This is a genomic window from Brachyspira sp. G79 (assembly GCF_002379365.1).
Lineage (GTDB): Bacteria > Spirochaetota > Brachyspiria > Brachyspirales > Brachyspiraceae > Brachyspira.
Window position 1 is genome coordinate 310,941 of sequence record NZ_JQIU01000007.1, and the last position, 20,966, is coordinate 331,906.

Consider the following 20,966-nt stretch of genomic DNA (forward strand, 5'->3'; position numbering starts at 1 on the left):
AGATAACTATATAAAATAGATAAAGACGGAGTATATAACTTTTTAGATAAAAAGCAGAGATAAAAGAGTTTTAAATAAAGATATTAATTATAAAGAAGGTTTATATATAAAAGATAAATACCCAATTATAATGAGAACTAAAAAAGATGGGGATTTTATATATGCATATCCTGATAATCACAAAAAATATTTAAGAAAAATTTTTATAGATTTAAAAATACCCGCATATGAAAGGAACACAATACCCGTAATAACTTCAGAAGATGATAATAATATATTGGCATTATATTTAGAGCCTTACGGATTAAGCAGAATATCAAATGAGGCGGCTGTGAGTAAAGAAGATGAATACATATTAAAAATTAGCTTTTCATAATACGTAATTTTTTCAAATAATGAAATAATGGTATTAAAAAAATACGCAGTATTATGTTAATAAATAAAAAGTATAGGCAAAATATACCTATACTTTTACAAAAATATTATGCTATATGAGAATTAAGCCAAGCAATTATCTCATTAGACACATCATCTCTTTGAACATCATTAAGTATTTCATGTCTTCCGTCTTTATAAAGGCTTATATTAACATCTTTAAATCCTAATGATTTATACATATCATATACCCACTTAACACCTTTTCCCATATCGCCTACAGGGTCTCTATCTCCAGATATTAAAAGTATAGGAAAATCTTTATTCATAGAAGAATAATTATCCTTATTTGAAATTTTATCAATAAGCTCAAACATCTGTATATATGTTTCTATACTGGCAGGCTTATCTGCAAAGTACTCATCTTCCTGAACTTTTTTAATTTCCTCTTTATCTGAAGTAAGCCAAGCAAAAGATGAGTTTTCTTTAGGGAAGAATTTTTTTCCGTATCCTCCTACAGATAACTTATCAAGCAGATGTGCTCTTTTTCTTCCGCCGAATATAGATTTTTGAAAATTAGCTATAGCCTTTCCAAAATTTTCTATACCCTTCATTTTTCCTCTTGTACCCATTATAACAGCACCGTCTAAATCTTTATAATATTTTATTAAAAAGCCTCTTGTAAGAAATGACCCCATACTATGACCAAGCATAAAGTACGGTATATTAGGATAATCAGCTTTAGTGTTTACCATTAAATGTCTTAAATCTTCTATTATTAGTTCATGCCCTTTTTCATCGGCTATATGCCCTATTTGATCCTTACTCACAGTGCTTCTTCCAAAACCTCTATGATCATCAGCACAAACTAAAAAACCAGCTTCATTTAATTTTTCAGCAAACTCTTTATATCTTCCTGCATGTTCTCCAAGTCCATGAACTATCTGTACAATACCTTTAGGCTTAGAATCAGGAACAAATATATATGTATACATTCTATGACCGTCATCAGATATTAAAACTCTGTTTAGCATTTTCATAAAAAATACTCCGATAAATATAAAAATCTATTAAAAAATTGTTTTACAATTATTATATTCTACTAACAATATAGACAAATCAGCAAACACTGCCAATCATAAAATGAATTATATCCTTAAAAACAATAATAAATTATATAGCATTTTTTTCTTAATGCAATAAATATTTTACTATATTTTAATATGTATTTATAGATTTATATATTATACTTTTTATACTTTATTTATAAACAATAGTTATTTTAATCATATATACAGTGCCTATTTTTTATATCAGTAATAATCAAAATATAATTTAATCAAGTTATAATTATAGTACGAAATAATACTATTATAATATAATTACAGACTTGCAAAAAAAATTATTATCATTTATCATTCCTTATAATAATTTTAAGGAGAGTTTTATGAGAATTATCGATATCAGTTCAAATAAATTACATTCTGTACTTCTTATAGTTTTGCCTGTTGTATTAATAGTAGGTTTTTTAATATTTTCAAGTGTTACTATTATATCTACTGGGGAAGTAGGAATAAGAAGCAGACTCGGTAAAGCTATATCTCAGGAAGAGCCAGGACTTCATTTTAGAATACCTTTTATAGACACTATAAAAACTATGGAAGTAAGAGAGCAGACTGTAGAAAAAACATATTCTGTATCATCAAAAGATATGCAAACTATATCAATGACTTTAAATGTTCAGTACTCCATAGGAGGAGATGCTTTGGATTTATATAGAAAATTCGGAGTGGATTATAAAAACAAATTAATTAATCCTAGAATATCCGAAAGTCTTAATGCTGTTTCAGCAAGATATACTATAGAAGAGTTTATAACAAAAAGAAATGAAATGGCAGGTGAACTCTTAAAAGAAGTTACAGCCGATTTTGATGATTACGGAATAACTGTTGCTGCTTGTTCTATTATAGAGCATGATTTTTCTGATGAATTTGACCAAGCAATAGAAAGAAAATTAATAGCCTCTCAGGACGCACTAACTGCACAGAATGCTTTGGAAAAAGTAAGATATGAGGCAGAAGCTGAAATTACTAAAGCGAAAGGTGTTTCTGAAGCTAATAGAATTATGCAGGAATCTTTAACTCCTTTACTAATACAGAGAATGTACATAGAAAAATGGGACGGAAAAATGCCTCAAGTAGCAGGCTCTGGTGTTACTCCTATGATACAAATTAAATAATGTACAAAAAAATTATAAAACATTTAGCATCTATAATATTTCCAAATCACTGCATCGTATGCGGGAATATTATAGAAAGCAGTAATATGAATTATATATGCATAGACTGTATTAATAAAAATCTGGATTATATACATAAAGATGAATATATACGATGTAATAGATGCGGTAAAGTTTTGGAAAGTATAAACTCTATATGTATATGCAAAAATGAAGATATTTATTTTGATGAGTGTAAATCTATGCTTTACTATACAAATAATGCAGCAGATATTATTCATAAAATGAAGTTTTCTCATAGATATTTAATATGCCATGATTTTGCTGCTATGCTTAGTTATTATTATAAAGCCTATATACTTCAATATGATGCTATTACGTTCGTTCCTCTTGGAAAAAAGAGATTATTAGAAAGAGGATACAATCAAAGCGAGCTTATTGCCAAAAATATATCTAAAATTCTAAATATAAAATTAATTGATAATATAATAATCCGTAAAAAAGAAACCAAAGCATTGAGTTCTTTAAATAGCAAAGCAGAAAGAATAAATATGATACAAAATGCATTTTTAGTAAATAATGATTATCATTCTTTTAATAAAATAAATCTGCTTATAATAGATGATGTAATTACCACTGGAAGCACTTTAAATGAAATATCAAAAGAAATTAAAAAACTTGAATGCATAAATAAAATAGGAGTATTAACTGCAGCAAGAGCTTAATTATCAATATATTTCAAAACTTTCTCTTTCATTTCTAAGTCATTCATTTTTTCAGCACATTTTATAAAATTATCATACACAGCTTTAGTATATGATAAATGCTCATTACTAAAAGCTATTTTTACAAATTTCCATAATGCATTATCTTTGTCAATCTTATCTGTATTAAGAAGAATTTTTAAAGCACAGTCTACAATTAGTATTCCAGCATTGATATTATAAAAGGCATCTATATTTTTTATATCATCAATATTATTTGTAAGAGTATCATAAGCCTCATCATATTTTGAAAGCCTTACAAGATTTTCTATATAATTACCCAAGTATGAAAGTAAATAAAACAAATTCTTTTTTGAAAGCAAAGTATTTTTCTTATTTTTTTCATAATTATCTTTTGAAATAGAGTATAATTCTTTATTTGCCTTAAGCTCACCTTCTTTATTTCCAACCTCAATCTCAAAATCTCTTAATCTCTCTAAATTAATTCTGTCCCACACTTTTATAGAAGATTTCCATATATCTATAAGCTCATAATATAAATCTTTAAATCCCAATTCCAAAGCATAATGTATAGCATAAAGTATATTTAATTTTTCTATATCATCTTCAAATCTCACATCGCTGTCATATCCTATTGAACAGTCGGTATTAGCTTCTTTGGCCTGTTTGAATAATGCTTTATTATCTTTACTATATTTATTAAGAAGAAATGTTAAAACCTCTAATGATATTCCTATACCTTTATATTTTGATGTTTTTCTGTCTTTTATCTCTTCTTCAAACAGATAAGTTATTATATTTTTTACAGCCTCTTTTTTTAGAGCTTTTATATTCTTATAATACAAAATAGAAAATGCAAGTCTGGCTCTTAATAAATAGTTTTTATCAACATTATCTTCAGTTTCACATGAATATTTTTTTATTAAAATACCGAAATTTTCTTTATTATCATAAAAAGAATTAACCATATTATCAAAATCATTCTGATACATTTTTAAAGCATTAATTAATTTTTCCTGATATAATTCCATAATAGTTATACTCCTAAGTCAAAACTATATAAGAAAAATTAAGTTTTGTCAAAATTATTTTTATAGTTAAAATAGCTAAATAAGCAGCAATAAATAAAAAACTACAAGAATGAATCGTTTAAATTTATAATTTACAAAGTTCTGCCTTTATGAAGTACACATAGAGCCACATGTGTTTTAAACTTTTTATGCTGTCTGCTATCATTCAACCGAATGAAATACCATTAGGTATGGTGTTATCTTAAAAGTGAATACAAAATAAATAACTAAAAAATTACTGCAATATAATATCGTATATTTCTAAATCAGTTAAATCATCATACATTATTCTTTTAATTTTTTCGCTTTCATTAAGCAAATCTGCAATTTCTTCCATTAATCCTTGATGATTATCGTTATTCTCAGCAGCCAAAGTAAATAATAAAAATATTTTATTTTTATCATCAAAATCCACACCATTTTTAATTTTTAAAAGTGTAATTCCATTTTTCAAAACCCCGTCTTCTGGTCTGGCATGCGACATAGCCATTCCGTCACCCAATACAATATAAGGACCTGATTCTTTAATATTTTTTATAATGCAATCAACATATCTAGGCTCTATACATTTATTTTCAAGTAAAAGCTCGGCACCTTTTTTTATAGCCTCTTCCCAATTATCAACACTATCAACTATATCTATTTTGTTTCTTATAAGTTGTTTTAACATACATATACCTCTAAATAATAAACTGTTTTTATGTATATAATATTATAGTTTTATTTTTATTATTTGTCAAATCTATTTTTAATGTACACATAAGTTTCAAAATAGCAAATTACAACTTTTTAATGTATAAAAAATCAAATTCCGACAATTAATAGTTAAGGATATAACAATTTTTCTAAAAATAGGTTATATTATAGTGTAAAAATAATTGTAAATAATCTTTTAAAAGGATTTTTTATTGCGTAAAAAGGATAGATACTCTAGGTTCAGAATGTATATAGCTACCACCTTGATGGCTTTTATGATACCTGCTTTATTTAGTGTATCTATAGTACTTTCAAATAAGCAGAAATATCTTGATAATGTTATAGAATATATAAATAAAGTAAGTCCTATAGACATATCAATATCAGATATAAGTATATCCTATAAATTAGAATTAGTCTTGGATAATGTTAAACTTTATTCAAAAAATAGTAAAGACGCATTCTTTGATATGGATAAAGCCTCATTAAGATTTAATTTTTTTTAGAATATTCATAAAGAGAGATCCTCTATATCTTTTAAGTGATATTAGTATTGATAATGCTGACTTTTATCCTATTGTTTTTGATACTTCTATATTGAAAAGTGAAAGCACAAATAAAAAAAATATATATGAAAGTGTGAGAGACACAGTTAATAGTATAACTCCTATATTTATGGATAAAAATATTAATATAAATAACTTCTCAGCAAAAGTGGTTGATAATAATACTACAACAGAAGTATCTCTTAATTCTCTATATGGTAATTTCAGAGATTATGGATATTTTCTGTCATACGATTTGAACCTGCCAGACAAAACAATAGTGCATCTAGCTTCAGAAAGTACAACTAATTTATCAGATATTAACACATTAATATATGCCAAAGACGAAAACGGAGATTTATTTAAATATAATTTATTTATAACAAATACATATGATAAAGTTGAGGCTAGTCTTCAAAATGAAAATAAATATGACTTTATCAATTTAAATTATAATCATCTTAATGAAGATATTAATTTTTCAGTTACAAATATAAAAATAAAAAAAGAGGCTATATATAAATTTATGAATATAGCTTTGGATACCCCTATTATTTATAAGTTTGTAAAATTAGACAATAAAAAAATAACTTCTGTAAGCAATTATATTAATACTTTCAGAGATGCTGATATTAATGCCTATGGTTATTATTCTCTAAAAAATATAACAAACTCATATATAGACTTTGACTTAAAAGTACGCGATAAGCTATTCAATGTAGCGGTTAATGCCGAACTTACAAATAACAGCATAATACTTTCAAATGCCAATATAAACGCCCTAGATGGTAATATTATAGCAAGCGGAATAGTTCCACTAAGCGATCCTATATCAAGTATTATATCATTAAATGTAAAAGATATAAATGCAGGAGCTAAAAAATTATCTACAAAACTTTATTTAACTCCTACCGCTGTAAATGATAAAGAAATAAAATCAAGATTCACAATATCATCTTTTACATATGCAAATACATTAGAAAATCCTTTGTCATTTGATTTTTCGTACAACAGAGATGATAAAGAAATAGGACTTAATTTAAGACCTAATAAATATGAACAGCCTTTTAATATGAGCTTTTCACTTGATAAAACTAAACCAATATTGGCAGAAGCTAAAGGTGTAATACCGCAGGATATATTTTTAGTATTATTAGGTAAAAATATTATAGATAATTTATCATCATTAAATATAAACTATAGCCTAAGTAATGCTATGTATACAGAAGGCAAAGGAAATGTTCATATACTTAAAGCATCATCTAGGAAAATATATACAGAGGAATATCTCATAAGAATAGGAATGTCAGCATATCAGAATGTCATAGATATAGATGATATATACTACAGACTTTCAGAAGACAGCGGTATAAATGCCAATGCCAAAATAGAATACGATAAAAATTTTAATGTAAAAATAAACGGTAATGTAGGAACACCAGCAGGTAATTACGGACTAAGCGGCTTTACAACTACATCTACAAACGGAAATAGAATAATATATGCTTCTACTGACAAATCAGAAATAATAGCAAGCGGATTAATAGCAACAAACGGATTATTAGACCTAAATATTAAAACTCCAAAAACTTTAAGCATAAAAGATATAGATATAAATGTTGATGTAGATATAAACAACTATACTCAAGAGCCTATATATGTATATGGTAATATTAAAGCCAATAAAAACTTAGCTCCTATATTCGCTTTAAATACTCAGTTTGAGCTTTCTAATCAAAGTATAATGCTTACCAATATAGTGCTTGACTACGGCGAAAACAGAGTGTCTGGAAATGGAATACTCACTTCAAGTGACGGTATAGGCAAATTTACTGCTCTATTAAAAGATATAGAAAATGACGGCATATTTGCATTAGATGCCTCTATTAATAAAAATAATGTATACGGAAAAGTTACTATAAGTCAGCTTCCTTTTGATATAAGCGGAAAAGCATACGGAATACTTACAGCAAATGCTACTATAATAGGCCTCATGAACAGTCCTGTTGTATATCTTGAAAAATTTGATGTTAAAGAGTTCCAAATACCAGGTATGAGATTTGATGTTTCTTTAACTGGCTATTATAAAACAGATGAATTAGAATTAAAAGATATTCTTGTAACCAAAACAGGCGATTTTGGAATGGTTACTTCTAAAGCATTTACCAAAAAACAGCAGATAAAAATACCTTATGCATATTTTTCAAGAGATCTGCAGAATATGCAAGTAGAAGTAAATAATATAGTTTTTCTAAGCTCATATTCAGGCACTATAGATTATAATATGAGAAGACTCCCAGATGGAAGACAGGAGTTTAGAATACAAACTACACCTATAACAATAAACAAAAGAAAACTTCCAGAGTTCGGAACAATAGTTACATATAATGGGGAAGATATTACATTTACAAATACAAAAAAACATGGTATTAACGGCTCTATTACCAAAGAAGAAGAAGGCACTAGAACAGATTTGATATATGTATATGATGATAATAATATGCTTAATATAGACGGCATTATAAAAAATACTCAAAGAGATCAAGTAGATTTGCTAGTTACATCAGATATAATCAATGTAGAAGTATTTGAAATATTTAATGTATTATTTACAGAAATACATTCATCTCCTACTAACTTTATGATAGACGGAAAACCATATACATTGTATGCTCATATACATGGAGATACTGATAATGTTGCTATAGACGGCAGATTTTTAGGTCATGGAAGAAAGGTAAAAATAGCATATTTTAGCGATGTCTTTGATGATACTATAGTAGATTTTAATTTTGACGGACATATGTTTAATGTAAACAATTTAACATTTACATCTAAAAAGAAAAAAAATCTCAGTGTAACTGGGGAAGCTGAAATTTTCAAAAATACTATAAACTATATGGCATTTGATTTACTCTCTTCAGATGAACAGCTCGGACTTTTAGACGGCAATATGAATTTGGGTATTGCTAAAGTAAAAGGACCCGTGCATGTAGATATTACAGTAGGCGGAAATATTGCAGCTCCTAGAATAGGCGGAATACTTACGCTTATGAAAAGTGATGTTCAGCTTTCAACTTTAGCTTCAGGAAGCACTTATAAAGAAAGAGTTTATGGAATATTAAGTAAAATTTATTGGGACTTCACTATAGAGGCTTGGCGTCAGGTAAGAGTAGCCCATAATTTAGTTGGCGATGTTTATTTGGAAGAAGGATCAAAAATGAGAGTTTATAATACTCTTATGGATGGTATAGAACTTGCTGGTACTGTTAATGTGGACAGGGGAAGTATTTATTATCTTCAGAATATATATCAGCTTGAAAATGGTTCCGTTACTTTCCCTCCTAATAATAGTTTGGACCCTATAATAACGGCTACAGCGTATACATATAAAAAATATTACCCTTCAACTGCCAATCTTTCGTCTCAATCATTTGAAAGCGAAATTGCAGGGGAAAGTGTAACTTTATATATGGAAATGAATGCAAGACTATCTCAATTGGTATCTTCTCAAAACTCAGGACTTTCTCCTGTAAGATTTTACACTATACCAGCTTTAGGGCAGTATCAGGTTAATCAGCTTGCAGGTATACCTCAGGGAAGTTTCGGAAGCAGAGAAGACCAGATGTTTGCAGAAAGTACTTCAAGCAGAAGTTCTATTAATAATGATCAACTGCAGCAGCTTACTATGAATTACAGCGATTTGCTTTTAAGAAGTACTGTATTAAGACCTGTAGAAAGATGGGTAAGACAATTTTTAGGTATAGATTATATTAACTTAAGCCCTACAGTAGTAAATAATTTATTGTTTGTTACAAATAATAATAGTATAAGTCCTACATCTGTATGGGATAATACAAGCGTAGGAATAGGTAAATATGTTTCTAAATATTTATATTTAAAATACGATGTTACTTACAGAGCAGTTGATACAACAAGACCTAGCCTTAATGGAAAAAACTTAGATCCATATTATTTTGACCATCAGTTCGGTTTTGAGGTTTCTTTATTAAAGAATTATAAACTTGCAAATTTTGTTTTTGAGTATAAAATAAACCCTTTCGATATACAAGGAAAAGGACAAGATTTTAATATAGTTACTCGGTGGAGATTTTAGTGAAAAATTGTATTATTTTATTTTCATTTCTTGCACTTGCTGCAGCTTTACTTATAGCAGCAGAGAGTGATTTTGAGAATTTACAAACAGCAAGAAATATTGCTGTATATGAAGGTCTTGTAATAAAAAGAATAGATGTTACAGGCGAAGTAAGGCTTACAAAAGATCAAATAATAAACAGCTTTCCAATAAAATCTGGAAGTAAATTTCAAAGGACAGAAATAAATGAGGCAATAAAAAAACTATTCGATACGCAGTTATTTGACAGAGTAGCTATTGATGCCAACAGAGAAGATGACGGAGTTGTGTTAAATATTATAGTGGCAGAAAGATATATTATAAAAAACATAGAATATATTGGAAATAAACGCCTAAGCAGAACAGCACTTAATGATACCATAAAACCCATAATGAGAGCTGGAGACCCTTATATACCGCAAAAACTTAATGAAGCGGTTAATGCTATTATAACTAATTATCAGGATAAAGGATATTTAAAGGCATATGTAGAGCCTAAAGTAATTGAAAATAATGAAAGCTCTGATGTTACCATAGAAATGAATATTGTAGAAGGAAATGAGGTAAAAGTATCAAGCATAAGGTTTCATGGTAATACACATTTCTCTGTCAATGAACTTAAAAGACAAATGTCAACAAAAGAAAATGGATTTATGACATTAGGAAAGTTTAATGAGTTTAAATTTGAAGAGGACAAAACAAAAATTGTAAAGTATTACGCTGATAGAGGATACTACAGAGCAAAGGTGGATAATGTAAAGTTCACATATCAGTGGAGAGACCCTCAAATAAAAAATGAGCAGGATTTAATAATAGATATATACATCACAGAAGGCGATAAATATTATTTTGGTGATATAGGATTTAAAGGTAATTTTATTATATCATCTGAAAATATACAAAAAGATATAAAATCAAAAAAAGGAGCTTTATATAACTACACCTATCATATGACGGATTATCAGGGTATACAAAATAAATATTCTGAAAGAGGATATATATTCAGACAAGTTATACCAGTAATTACTGTTAATGAAGAAAATAAAATAGTAAATATAATGTACGATATTGTAGAAAATGATAAAGCTCATATAGAAAATATTACTATAGCTGGAAATACAAAAACTAAAGATTTTGTTATACAAAGATATATAGATATAAAACCAGGAGAAGTATTTAACACAGCTAAAATACAAAGAATACAAGAAAGATTATATAACACTCAGTTTTTTGATAATATTAATTTAGGAGTAAAACCTGGTTCTGCTGAAGGATTAATGGAATTAACTTTAAATGTATCTGAAGGTAAAACTGCGATGGTATCGGGAGGCGGCGGTTTCTCTACTGGTTCTGGATTTAAGGTATTTGCTTCTATTAGAGAAAATAACTTTTTAGGAAGAGGTTTGCAGTTAGGTTTAAGCGGAGAACTTGGAGAAACTCAAAAACGTATAGCAGTAAACTTTGCTGAACCTTATTTACTTAATCTGCCTATATATTTGGGAGTTGATTTATCATACTTTAATGAAGGTGTTAATACTGGATATGAAATAGGTGCTGATTCTTTTGGAATACCTAAATACTCATATTATACAAGGCATGGTTTTGAAGGTATAGTAAGGCTTGGTTATTATTTTGCTGACTATTATTCTACATTTATAACTTTTGATACAATAGTACAGCAGTATCAGCAGTGGCATGACCAAGGGGCAAGTGAGGCAGGTCCTAATTATGTATTAAGCGACATAAAAAAATATTTGGTTCATAGAATAAATAAAAAAGATGGATCTTTCCAAAGATGGCAAAGTGATTGGTTTACTACATTTATTGTATCATATTCTCTTCTTCGAGACAGCAGAAATGATTATTTAAACCCTACTAAAGGAAGTTTCTTAAGAGGCATAGCCGATTTTTACTTTGGACATACTCAGCTTACAAGACTTAATTTAACAGGATTCTTAGCTATTCCTGCAACAGAATGGCTTTCATTCGCATTCTACGGAGAATTAGGTCAAATTATAGCAACTCCGGGGCTTCCTATAAAAAACGATGCAGATGTTTTATACTATCTTAACCCATTTGAAGATGTTAGAGGTTGGGATACTTCTAAATACACTATATTTAAGAAAAACAGAGGATTATCTACTTACGATATGAAAGCAGAAGACGGCTCAACAGACTCTTGGAGCTATGGAAGAGCTAAAGTGAGATTCTTTGCTGAACTTCGTGTACCTATTATACCTAAAACTCTTGGATTTGTTACTTTCTTTGATGCAGGTCAGCTATGGATGCCCGGAAGCACGGGCTGGAATCAGGATGGAGATGCTCATAGTTATCCTTCGCAGTTTATGGATATTAAAGATATATTTGATCCTTCTCAGTATATATATTCTGTAGGAGTAGGTATAAGGCTTACAATTCCTATATTTAATGTAAGATTCTACATAGCTAAAAGATTTGTATACAATAAAAATGATGTAGGATTTGGAAAAGGACTTCAGGATTTTGAAGGAGATACTTTCACTCCTTTAGGAGCTTGGTTTGGAAGAGGCTGGGGTATAGCATTTACTATGAATCACCCATTCTATTAAAAATATATTGTTTTTGATAATAATTATATAAATTTATATATAATAACTATATATAAAAAAGGAGATAAAAATGAAAAAATATTACATTATGAGTTTACTATTTATAGCAGTACTTACTGTATCTATTATTAGCCCTAGAGTATTTACACAGTCATACAGGCTTACAAAAGTTGGATATATTGACCTTGAAAGAGTAATTAAAGAACTTACAAGCGATGAAGAGTTTGTTGAAAAATTAAAAATGAAATTAGAGGAATATAAAACTCAAGATGCTATGCAGACTAATATGACTGATACTTCTATAGCTCAAAACAACAGAGATTATTCTTTAAGAGGAGAAGTAAAAAGACAGGTTGCAAATGCTCTTATGTCAATAGTAAAAAAAGAGGGATATACTTTAATACTTGAAAGAACAGAAAATTCTATACTTTATGCGGATAGAACTTTTGATATCACAGAACCAGTAATAGCAAATGTTAAAGCCTCTTTACAAAAATAAATAAAATATAGAATAATAGTATTTTTAATCTAAGAACTAAAATGTATTATAAAAATATATAATGCATTTTAGTTTTTCGTATATTTAATAAATTAATAAAATAAAAGGAGATAATAATATTTATGAAAATAAAAGATATTTGCAAGTTTATTAATGCTCAAAAAATAATAGGAGATGAAAATAAAGAAATATCTACTCTTTCTCCTATAAATCAAATAATAGAAGGCTCTATAGTTTGTATAGATAATAATAAATATCTTGAACCTGCTTTAGAGAGTACTGCCAATGCTTTAATATTGAAAGAAGAAACATTTAATGATATAAAAGATTTAAAAGGCAAAACTGCTGTAATATATAATAATCCAAAAGAAGCATTTATTAAGCTGCTTTATTCTTTATTTGAAGATAAAAAATACCCTTTAGGAACTATTGAAAAAACGGCTGTTATAAAAGAAAATGCCAACATAGATGCTAATGCCTATATCGGAGATAATGTTCATATAGGAAAAAATACTGTAGTAGGTAAAGGTTCTGTTATAGAGGCTAATGTATTTTTGGGTGATGATGTAGTTATAGGTGAAAACTGTACCATATATACTAATGCCGTTATACATGACAGATGCATAGTAAAAAATAAAGTTATAATAGGCTCTTCTACTGTTATAGGAAATGATGGATTTGGATTCTTTGAAGTTAATGGCAGACAAATGAAAATACCACAGAGAGGAAATGTTGTTATAGAAGATGATGTTGAGCTTGGAGCTAATGTATGTATTGACAGAGCAACATTGGGTTCTACAATTATAAGAGAAGGCGTAAAAATAGATAATTTAGTTCAGATAGCTCATAACTGCGATATAGGAGAGCATTCTATAATCGTTTCTCAGGTTGGAATTGCAGGAAGTTCAAAAATAGGTCATCATTGTATATTAGGCGGACAGGCCGCTTTAGCCGACCATGTTACACTCGGTGATAGGGTAATATTTGGAGGAAGAACTGCTGTAATGTCTAATGTAAAAGTAGAAGCCAATTCAATTATGCTTGGTACACCTGCTCAAAATATAGAAAGAGAAAAATTAAAAATGATAGCCGAGCAGAAACTTCCAGAACTTATAAAAATTGTTGAAGAACGTTTTGGTATAAAAATAAAAAGAGTAAAATAATTTTATACCAAAATAAAAAATATGCTTATATATATAATATATAATAAAAATAATCAGATTTTTAAAAATTTTATTGTTGTTTTTTTAATTAAGTATATTATTATACTAAAAAATAAAATTATTTAGGGTATATTTATGGAAAATAACAAATCATTAGGTCTTCAATTTAAAATATTTGTACTATTGAGTATCTCAATATTGGTAATGTTTATAACTATTATATCATATATGGTAAGTCATAATATATCTAATTCAAAAGAGAAAGGATTTGCTTCAACTGAATATATGGTTAGTACTTATGCTAAAGATATAGAAAGAGAAATGGCATCATATATATCTATGCTCAAAACTATATCGCTTTCTCTAAAAAATGATATATCAAACGCATCAGTTACCAGACAATCTCATGCTGAAGTTTTGGGAGAAATTCTCAAAAACAATAAAAACTTATTTGCAATATATGAAATGTGGGAGAAAAATGCCTTTGATGGAAGAGATAATGATTTTATAGATACTGATTACGGTTCTGAAAATGATGGAAGATACGGACCTGCATTTTTTTATGATGATAATACTATTACTTATGATAAGGTTTATCAAGAAGAGTTTGATGCAAATCCAGACTATTACACTATACCCAAAGACACTAAACAGCTTTATATAAGCGATGTAGAAAAAGATGATACTTACACAGGAGCTGATACTGTACTTACTGTAAGTATTGTTGAACCTATACTAGATAATTCTGGAAAGTTTTTAGGTATGGTAGGAGTAGATTTTTCTGCTGAAAATTTGGTAAAAATAGTTTCTGATATATCTACTAATGAAGGTATGGAAGGTTATTTGATAAATCAGTATGGTATCATTCTTGCTTCTACAAATACTATGAATATAGGAAGAGAGATTTCAAGCATATATAATGATAATGCTAATCAAATAATGAATGCTGTAGAAAATAGTATCAGATATTCTTTTATTAATAAAATAGATAGACATAAAATGTTTAATATTATAGTACCTTTAACTTCATTAAAAGATGATTATAATTCAATAGCACTGCTTGTAAGTGTGCCTGAAATGGTTATAGTAAAAGAAAATATAATAAATGCCGTTATAACATCTGTACTTGCTATTATTGTGCTTATAATATTTTTAATTATAATAAATATCTTAATAAAGAAAAGTTTGATAGACCCAATATTGAAAATCCTCCATGTTTCAGAAAAATTAAGCAGCGGAGATTTAACTTCATACAAAAATGAAGCATTAAGCAAAAGAAAAGATGAAATAGGAATGATATTTAATTCAATTCAAAATACCCAGAATATATTATCAAATATAATAAAACAAATATTAGATTCTACTAATGCTATGGAAAATGCAAGCAAAAATGTTAGTGTAGGAAGTGCTGATCTTTCAAACAGGACTGAAAAACAAAGAGATGATCTTAAACTTATAAATCAAACTATGACAAATACATTAAAAGTGATAGATAAGACAACTAATGATATAGCTGTAACTAATGATAAAATACAAGTTCTTACTGATTCAAGTGAGCATTGCTACAATTTATCAAAAGAATCTATGGCTCTTATGGAGGATATTACCAAAGCGACTGCTGAAATATCAAATATAACAAAAATGATAGATGATATAGCTATGCAGACTAATATACTTGCTCTTAATGCTTCGGTTGAGGCTGCACGTGCTGGAGAGCAGGGAAAAGGATTCGCTGTTGTAGCCGCTGAAGTTAGAAACCTAGCTCAGACTTCTCAGGAATCTGTAAAAAATATTACTAATATAGTTAATAACAGTATAGAAAAAATCAATGAAGGAAACAGCAAAATAAAAGAAACGATGGATGCTTTGGAAGATATAACAAATAAAGCTAAAGAAAGCAGCGATATAGTAAGTCAGATGGTTGAATCTTCCACTCAGCAGGACGCTTCTGCAAGAGAAGTACAAAGTGCGGTTAATAGTGTTGATATTAGTGCTGAACAAAATACTGCATTGGTAAAAACAAATGCTGATATAGTTATAGATATGGAAAAAGAAACTGAAAAACTTGCTGATTTGATGAAATTCTTTAGTATTAATAAATAATAGACTTGTTTCAAAACTACTTGATAAGATTAATTTTAAAATTACAAATACAACGTTTATACATGTGTATAATTTATTATTTTAGGATATAAATATATATTTCTTTTACTTCTTAATGGCACCAACAGAAGCGGGCACATACATGCGAGGAAAGCCGCAATTATAATTAAAAAACTGTAAATATTAATAAATTTAGTTTTGAATCAACTATAATAGATAAAACTTTTTTAATTGTTATTATATAAAAAAATGGGGCTTTTGTATTTTATAAAAGTCCCATTTTTTATTAATCATTAATTTTATATGACTTATCTAACTTATCTACATGAAGCCTTTCCAGTACGTACATTAATTCCACCTGCTGCCTCTATCATCTTAATTATATTCTGATTTCCTGATTCGCATGCATAAGTATAAGCTGATTTATTTAATTGTTTACTTACTATATTTACATCAACTTTTTTATCAAGCAAAAATTTAACTGCATCCTCCCTGCTGTTTCCTGCCGCAACCATAAGCATTGTTTCTCCGTCTCTTTTATCCTGCTCATTAAGATTTAATTTTCCATTGTATAAAGGATATAGATACTCTATTACTTCAATATTTCCTCCAAGTATAGCAGATTTAAAAGCACTTGTAACATCAGCAGTATCTCCTGCATATAAATTAGCACCTTTAGATACTAAATACTCAACAACATCTAAATATCCTATAAAAGCAGCCCAGCCTAAAGCAGTCTGCTTCAAACTATAAGTATCCTGAACTTCTATATTCTGACCTGCTTCTACCATTCTTTTTATCTCATCAAGATCTCCCTCTTTTACAGCATCAAACCACTTAGCATTAGGGCCTTGAGATGGTTTTGTATAAAATATTCTATGAGAAAGCCTTCTTGGATTTGCAAGATTTGTAAGCTCTTCTGGACTGAGTCTTGTAAATCTTGAAGTTTGTGAATAAAGAGGAATTGATAATACCAAAATAAATAAGAAAGGGATTATTTTTTTCATATGATTTTTTCCTTAAATTTGTTTTTTATTTTAAAACTTAAAGCAGATAATTTAGGTAAAAAATCATATTAATAATAATAAATAATTGTAAAAAATAATTGCATTATATTAACTATTATAGTATTATGATAACTAATAAATTTTTATTAAGGATATTACTATGATTAGAAATATTTTATTAGTTCTATTAAGTATAGTAACAATATTTAGTGTCTCATGCGGTGGTAATTCAGCTAAAGAAAGAAACAGTAAAGAACTATTTATAAATGCAGGAGAAGAGCCTAAAACAATAGACCCTACCCTATCAGGAAATGACTTTGTATACCCAAGACATGCATTTGAAACATTAATAACAAAAGACAAAGAAGGAAATCTTCAGGCAGGTGCATGCGAAAGCTGGGATATATCAAAAGACGGACTTACATATACTTTTCATTTGAGAACTAATGCAAAATGGTCTGACGGCAAAAAGAATGTAATTGCTGATGATTTTGTATATGCATTACAAAGGGCTGCTAATCCTTCAAGCGGTGCTGAATATACTTCTTTTATAGAATATATAAAAAATGCAGTTAAAGTACTTTCAAGCGAACTTCCTGTAGAAGAACTAGGAGTTAAGGCTATTGATGATTATACTTTAGAAATAACATTAGAAAACCCTACTGGATATTTTCTTGATATTTTAACTTACCCTATATTTGCCCCTGTAAGAAAAGATATTATAGAAGAGTATGGAGATCAATGGTCATTAAGCCCTGAAAGCTATATTGGAAATGGTGCTTTTATTATGACAGAAAGAAACCCTGATGAAAAAATTGTTATGATAAAAAACACTAACTATTGGAATCAAAATAATATAGTACCAGAAAAAATTACTTTTGTTATGATGAAAGATGCTACTTTGGCACTTGCTGGAATAAAAGAAGGATCTTTAGATTTTTCTGTGTATATTGTTGAACAGGATTTAGAAAAATTAAAAGAAGAAGGTATAGTAAATATAGCTCCTTATTTTTCTACAGCGGCATTTGGTATTAATGCCACTAATGAAGTATTAAAAGATACAAGAATAAGAAAAGCATTATCTTTGGCAATAGACAGAAATTATATAGTAGAAAATGTTGTTCCTACAGCTAAAAGTCCTACAAGTGCTTGGGTACCTGTAGGTGCTTATGATGTAGAAGGCGATTTCAGACAAAATGGAGGCGAATACATAGACCTATCAAAAGAAGCATATTCTAATAATGTAGAAATGGCTAGAGAGTTAATGGCTCAAGCAGGATATACTAACGGAGAAGGTTTCCCAGTACTTGAATATAAAACTACTTCCGATTTGGTATATATAAATGTTGCAGAGGCTATTCAGCAAATGTGGAAATCTGCTTTGGGAGTAGATTTACAAATATCATCTATGGAATGGGCAGCATACCAACAGATGAGAAGCGATAAAAATTATCAGCTTATAAGAACTTTATGGATTGGTGATTACAGCGACCCTATGACATTTTTAGAAAATTATTTAAGCTACAGAACTCAAAATACTACTGGATACAGCAATGCTATGTTTGACAGCTATATTGAAACTGCAAGAAGTAGTGCTGACCAATCTGTAAGAATGAATGCTATGCATGAAGCTGAAAAACTACTTATAGCTGAAGACAATATTCTTATACCTATATACAATCCTTCAAATCCTATATTGGTGAGTAAAAGATTAAAAGATTATGTACTAACTCCTTTAATGGAATATCAATTTCATTATGCCTATTTAGAGTAATAAGATAAAATTAAAATAATAAACTAAATTATAAAAACAAGCCCTGCCTTAAAAAAGATAGGGCTTTATTTACACAAAATTTATTAATCAATATCTATAAAAAAATTCGTTCTTCCTGCATGCTAAAAGTGTGCAAATTTAAATTAGTCTTTTGTTGGGGTACTTTTTAAAGAGTTTGCTTATATATTTGATTAAAGTTATATAAAAAATAAAGCTTTTACATCTAAAATGGTTGGAGTTAAAGTAAAGTTTTTAAATTTATTTTCACTCCCTACCCTTTAAATTTTTTGATACTATTTGTTATTTATCGATGATTTTTATATTTTAGCTTTAACTGTTACTCTGGCTGCCCACCCAAGTGCGTTTTAAATTGAAAAACTTTGTTTAATATATTACCTGTTTTCAGCTCTAAATCTGGCAGGGTCTGTAAAAGGACGCCTTCCTTGAAATTTTGATAAATAAACGATGTTGCTTGCTATATTTATAAAGCCGTTATCTCCGTACTTTGTTATAGTTTCTTTTGCCTGCTTATCTTTCATCATATAATATGCTAAAGGTACATCATCTATAAATAAATGACATAATATACGTCCAAAAATATCATAAGAAGATACAAGCATGCTGACATTTGAAGCATTATTAATTTTTTCTATAACATAATTTTTTACATTAGTTCCATAGTTCTGCTTTATCTCTGGGGCGTCAACTCCTATAAATCTGTAATAATTATTTTTGTATTTTATAGTGTCGCCGTCTGATACTTTTATCAAATCTTTATCTAAAGAAATTAAATATTTTGTGTTAATATTATTAGTGTCTATCTTACTAAAATCTTTATTTGTTATAGATAAAAATATCTTTGCATTATTACTGTCTTTGAGAGTTAAATATTCTTCACTATTTATATTATCTATATTTAATACAACCCTGCAGTATTTTATATTGAGAACTTTTAATTTATTGATAATGCTGTCATCAGAAGTATAAAGCATAATATTATCTTTAAAAACTAATGAGTAAATAAAAAGCCTTAAAAAACCAATATACTTTATACTAGGAAAATGTCTGCTTATATATTTTTTATCCTGATTAGTGAGAGCATTATAAACATACACTTTATCACGATTTTTTATATAGTCGTAGATAATAGAAGTTTTATTGTTTTCTATCATGCTTATTAGAGATTTGCTTTCGATGAATAGATCCCTTGTTTCTTTAAAGTTTAGAAATTGTATAAAAAAATAAAATATTACAATAAAAGAACAAATAAAAACTATTATTATAATCTTTTCATTTTTTTTATTAAAAGTTCGCATTTAGCCTTTATATCCTCAGAAGATACTATTTCAGTGAGCATACATAAACTCATAGCCTTATGTTCTATAAGAATATCCATGTTGTTTAATTTTATCCCCCCAATGCATACAAAAGGAATATCAAGATTTTTTACCACATAATCAAGATAATCAATACCAGTAGCAGCATTAGCATCAGGCTTTGTCTGCGTAGAAAATATAGGACCTATTCCTATATAGTCGCAAGAAGTATTAATAGCACTTAAAGCCTCATTTTCATTTGTAGTAGAAAGCCCTATGATAAGATCATCTCCTACAACTTTTCTTACAGCCTCAATAGGCATGTCTTTCTGTCCTATATGCACCCCATCAGCCTCAACTGCTAAAGCCAAATCAGCATAATCATCTATCAAAAATAATGCCTCGTATTTATTTGTAAGCTCTCTAATCTCTAAACATTCATTATATTTTTCACGCATATATTTATTAGGATTATCCTTTTCTCTGTACTGAATAATTTTTATTCCAGCTTCAAGCATTGATTTAACTACTTCTATATTGCTTCGTCCGTTGGAAAAATCTTCGGCGGTAACACAGTATATAGAACTATTAAAATATTTTTGTTTTAGAAACTCTCTTTTGTCTTTTTTATTTTTTATTGTCTTAAAATCTTTCATAAAACTAATCATTAATTGTCTCCGATATTTAGGTATTGATTTTATTAATTGGCATGTAAATATTTTATTATAATG

Annotated in this window: 14 protein-coding genes and 1 pseudogene; 9 read left to right on the forward strand and 6 right to left on the reverse strand. The window is 28.3% G+C overall.

Going from position 1 to position 20,966, the window contains the following annotated elements; translation table 11 throughout:
• The first annotated feature begins 130 nt into the window (after positions 1-130).
• Positions 131-376, forward strand: a complete 246-nt coding sequence (gene tilS / locus KQ44_RS01565; protein WP_240516414.1) for a tRNA lysidine(34) synthetase TilS — start codon at positions 131-133, stop codon at positions 374-376.
• 106 nt (positions 377-482) lie between these two features.
• Here the strand turns inward: tilS and KQ44_RS01570 are convergent, their stop codons facing one another.
• Positions 483-1,415 carry an alpha/beta hydrolase gene (locus tag KQ44_RS01570; protein WP_096735939.1) on the reverse strand — a complete coding sequence of 311 codons (933 nt, stop codon included), beginning with the start codon at positions 1,413-1,415 and terminating at the stop codon, positions 483-485.
• A gap of 407 nt (positions 1,416-1,822) precedes the next feature.
• Between KQ44_RS01570 and KQ44_RS01575 the strand changes: the two genes are divergently transcribed.
• Complete coding sequence (locus KQ44_RS01575) at positions 1,823-2,614, forward strand: prohibitin family protein (protein WP_096735940.1); 792 nt, start codon at positions 1,823-1,825, stop codon at positions 2,612-2,614.
• On the forward strand, positions 2,614-3,339 hold the full coding sequence (locus KQ44_RS01580) for a ComF family protein (RefSeq protein ID WP_096735941.1): 726 nt from the start codon (positions 2,614-2,616) through the stop codon (positions 3,337-3,339). Before KQ44_RS01575 ends, KQ44_RS01580 begins: the two co-directional genes overlap by 1 nt.
• On the opposite strand, the gene KQ44_RS01585 is transcribed toward KQ44_RS01580, so the two are convergent.
• Complete coding sequence (locus KQ44_RS01585) at positions 3,336-4,370, reverse strand: hypothetical protein (protein ID WP_096735942.1); 1,035 nt, start codon at positions 4,368-4,370, stop codon at positions 3,336-3,338. The two genes, KQ44_RS01580 and KQ44_RS01585, sit on opposite strands and share 4 nt — an antisense overlap.
• Before the next feature lie 274 nt (positions 4,371-4,644).
• Positions 4,645-5,079: a PTS sugar transporter subunit IIA gene (locus tag KQ44_RS01590; protein ID WP_096735943.1), complete on the reverse strand. Its 435-nt coding sequence runs from the start codon at positions 5,077-5,079 to the stop codon at positions 4,645-4,647.
• A 271-nt stretch (positions 5,080-5,350) separates the two neighbouring features.
• Between KQ44_RS01590 and KQ44_RS01595 the strand changes: the two are divergent.
• From KQ44_RS01595 to KQ44_RS01615, 5 genes and pseudogenes are all read left to right on the forward strand, one after another.
• Positions 5,351-9,767 (forward strand): annotated as a pseudogene (locus KQ44_RS01595) (hypothetical protein).
• Positions 9,755-12,373 carry an outer membrane protein assembly factor BamA gene (bamA, locus tag KQ44_RS01600; protein ID WP_096735944.1) on the forward strand — a complete coding sequence of 873 codons (2,619 nt, stop codon included), beginning with the start codon at positions 9,755-9,757 and terminating at the stop codon, positions 12,371-12,373. Before KQ44_RS01595 ends, bamA begins: the two are co-directional and overlap by 13 nt.
• A gap of 70 nt (positions 12,374-12,443) precedes the next feature.
• Positions 12,444-12,872 (forward strand): OmpH family outer membrane protein, encoded by a 429-nt coding sequence (locus KQ44_RS01605; protein ID WP_096735945.1) that lies wholly within the window; start codon positions 12,444-12,446, stop codon positions 12,870-12,872.
• Between the two features lie 122 nt (positions 12,873-12,994).
• Entirely contained in the window at positions 12,995-14,035 is a 1,041-nt protein-coding gene (lpxD, locus tag KQ44_RS01610; RefSeq protein ID WP_096735946.1) for a UDP-3-O-(3-hydroxymyristoyl)glucosamine N-acyltransferase, read from the forward strand.
• Between the two features lie 135 nt (positions 14,036-14,170).
• Positions 14,171-16,138, forward strand: a complete 1,968-nt coding sequence (locus tag KQ44_RS01615) for a methyl-accepting chemotaxis protein (protein WP_096735947.1) — start codon at positions 14,171-14,173, stop codon at positions 16,136-16,138.
• Positions 16,139-16,455: 317 nt separating this feature from the next.
• On the opposite strand, the gene KQ44_RS01620 is transcribed toward KQ44_RS01615, so the two are convergent.
• Positions 16,456-17,145: an ankyrin repeat domain-containing protein gene (locus KQ44_RS01620; RefSeq protein ID WP_096735948.1), complete on the reverse strand. Its 690-nt coding sequence runs from the start codon at positions 17,143-17,145 to the stop codon at positions 16,456-16,458.
• Between the two features lie 160 nt (positions 17,146-17,305).
• Between KQ44_RS01620 and KQ44_RS01625 the strand changes: the two genes are divergently transcribed.
• A complete protein-coding gene (locus tag KQ44_RS01625; RefSeq protein ID WP_096735949.1) occupies positions 17,306-18,919 on the forward strand; it encodes a peptide ABC transporter substrate-binding protein in 1,614 nt (537 codons plus the stop codon).
• Positions 18,920-19,311: 392 nt separating this feature from the next.
• Here KQ44_RS01625 and KQ44_RS01630 read toward each other — a convergent pair whose 3' ends face one another.
• Together KQ44_RS01630 and thiE are read right to left on the reverse strand one after the other, a co-directional pair.
• A complete protein-coding gene (locus KQ44_RS01630; RefSeq protein WP_096735950.1) occupies positions 19,312-20,235 on the reverse strand; it encodes a thermonuclease in 924 nt (307 codons plus the stop codon).
• Complete coding sequence (gene thiE / locus KQ44_RS01635) at positions 20,199-20,891, reverse strand: thiamine phosphate synthase (protein WP_205676537.1); 693 nt, start codon at positions 20,889-20,891, stop codon at positions 20,199-20,201. The genes KQ44_RS01630 and thiE overlap by 37 nt, the downstream gene beginning before the upstream one ends.
• Positions 20,892-20,966 lie beyond the last annotated feature (75 nt).

What these genes read in the sequence shown, in the direction of transcription:
- tilS (WP_240516414.1), top strand. Translation starts at nt 131, where the DNA reads ATGAGAACTAAAAAAGATGGGGATTTTATATATGCATATCCTGATAAT.
- KQ44_RS01570 (WP_096735939.1), bottom strand. Translation starts at nt 1,415, where the DNA reads ATGAAAATGCTAAACAGAGTTTTAATATCTGATGACGGTCATAGAATG.
- KQ44_RS01575 (WP_096735940.1), top strand. Translation starts at nt 1,823, where the DNA reads ATGAGAATTATCGATATCAGTTCAAATAAATTACATTCTGTACTTCTT.
- KQ44_RS01580 (WP_096735941.1), top strand. Translation starts at nt 2,614, where the DNA reads ATGTACAAAAAAATTATAAAACATTTAGCATCTATAATATTTCCAAAT.
- KQ44_RS01585 (WP_096735942.1), bottom strand. Translation starts at nt 4,370, where the DNA reads ATGGAATTATATCAGGAAAAATTAATTAATGCTTTAAAAATGTATCAG.
- KQ44_RS01590 (WP_096735943.1), bottom strand. Translation starts at nt 5,079, where the DNA reads ATGTTAAAACAACTTATAAGAAACAAAATAGATATAGTTGATAGTGTT.
- KQ44_RS01605 (WP_096735945.1), top strand. Translation starts at nt 12,444, where the DNA reads ATGAAAAAATATTACATTATGAGTTTACTATTTATAGCAGTACTTACT.
- lpxD (WP_096735946.1), top strand. Translation starts at nt 12,995, where the DNA reads ATGAAAATAAAAGATATTTGCAAGTTTATTAATGCTCAAAAAATAATA.
- KQ44_RS01615 (WP_096735947.1), top strand. Translation starts at nt 14,171, where the DNA reads ATGGAAAATAACAAATCATTAGGTCTTCAATTTAAAATATTTGTACTA.
- KQ44_RS01620 (WP_096735948.1), bottom strand. Translation starts at nt 17,145, where the DNA reads ATGAAAAAAATAATCCCTTTCTTATTTATTTTGGTATTATCAATTCCT.
- KQ44_RS01625 (WP_096735949.1), top strand. Translation starts at nt 17,306, where the DNA reads ATGATTAGAAATATTTTATTAGTTCTATTAAGTATAGTAACAATATTT.
- KQ44_RS01630 (WP_096735950.1), bottom strand. Translation starts at nt 20,235, where the DNA reads ATGCGAACTTTTAATAAAAAAAATGAAAAGATTATAATAATAGTTTTT.
- thiE (WP_205676537.1), bottom strand. Translation starts at nt 20,891, where the DNA reads ATGAAAGATTTTAAGACAATAAAAAATAAAAAAGACAAAAGAGAGTTT.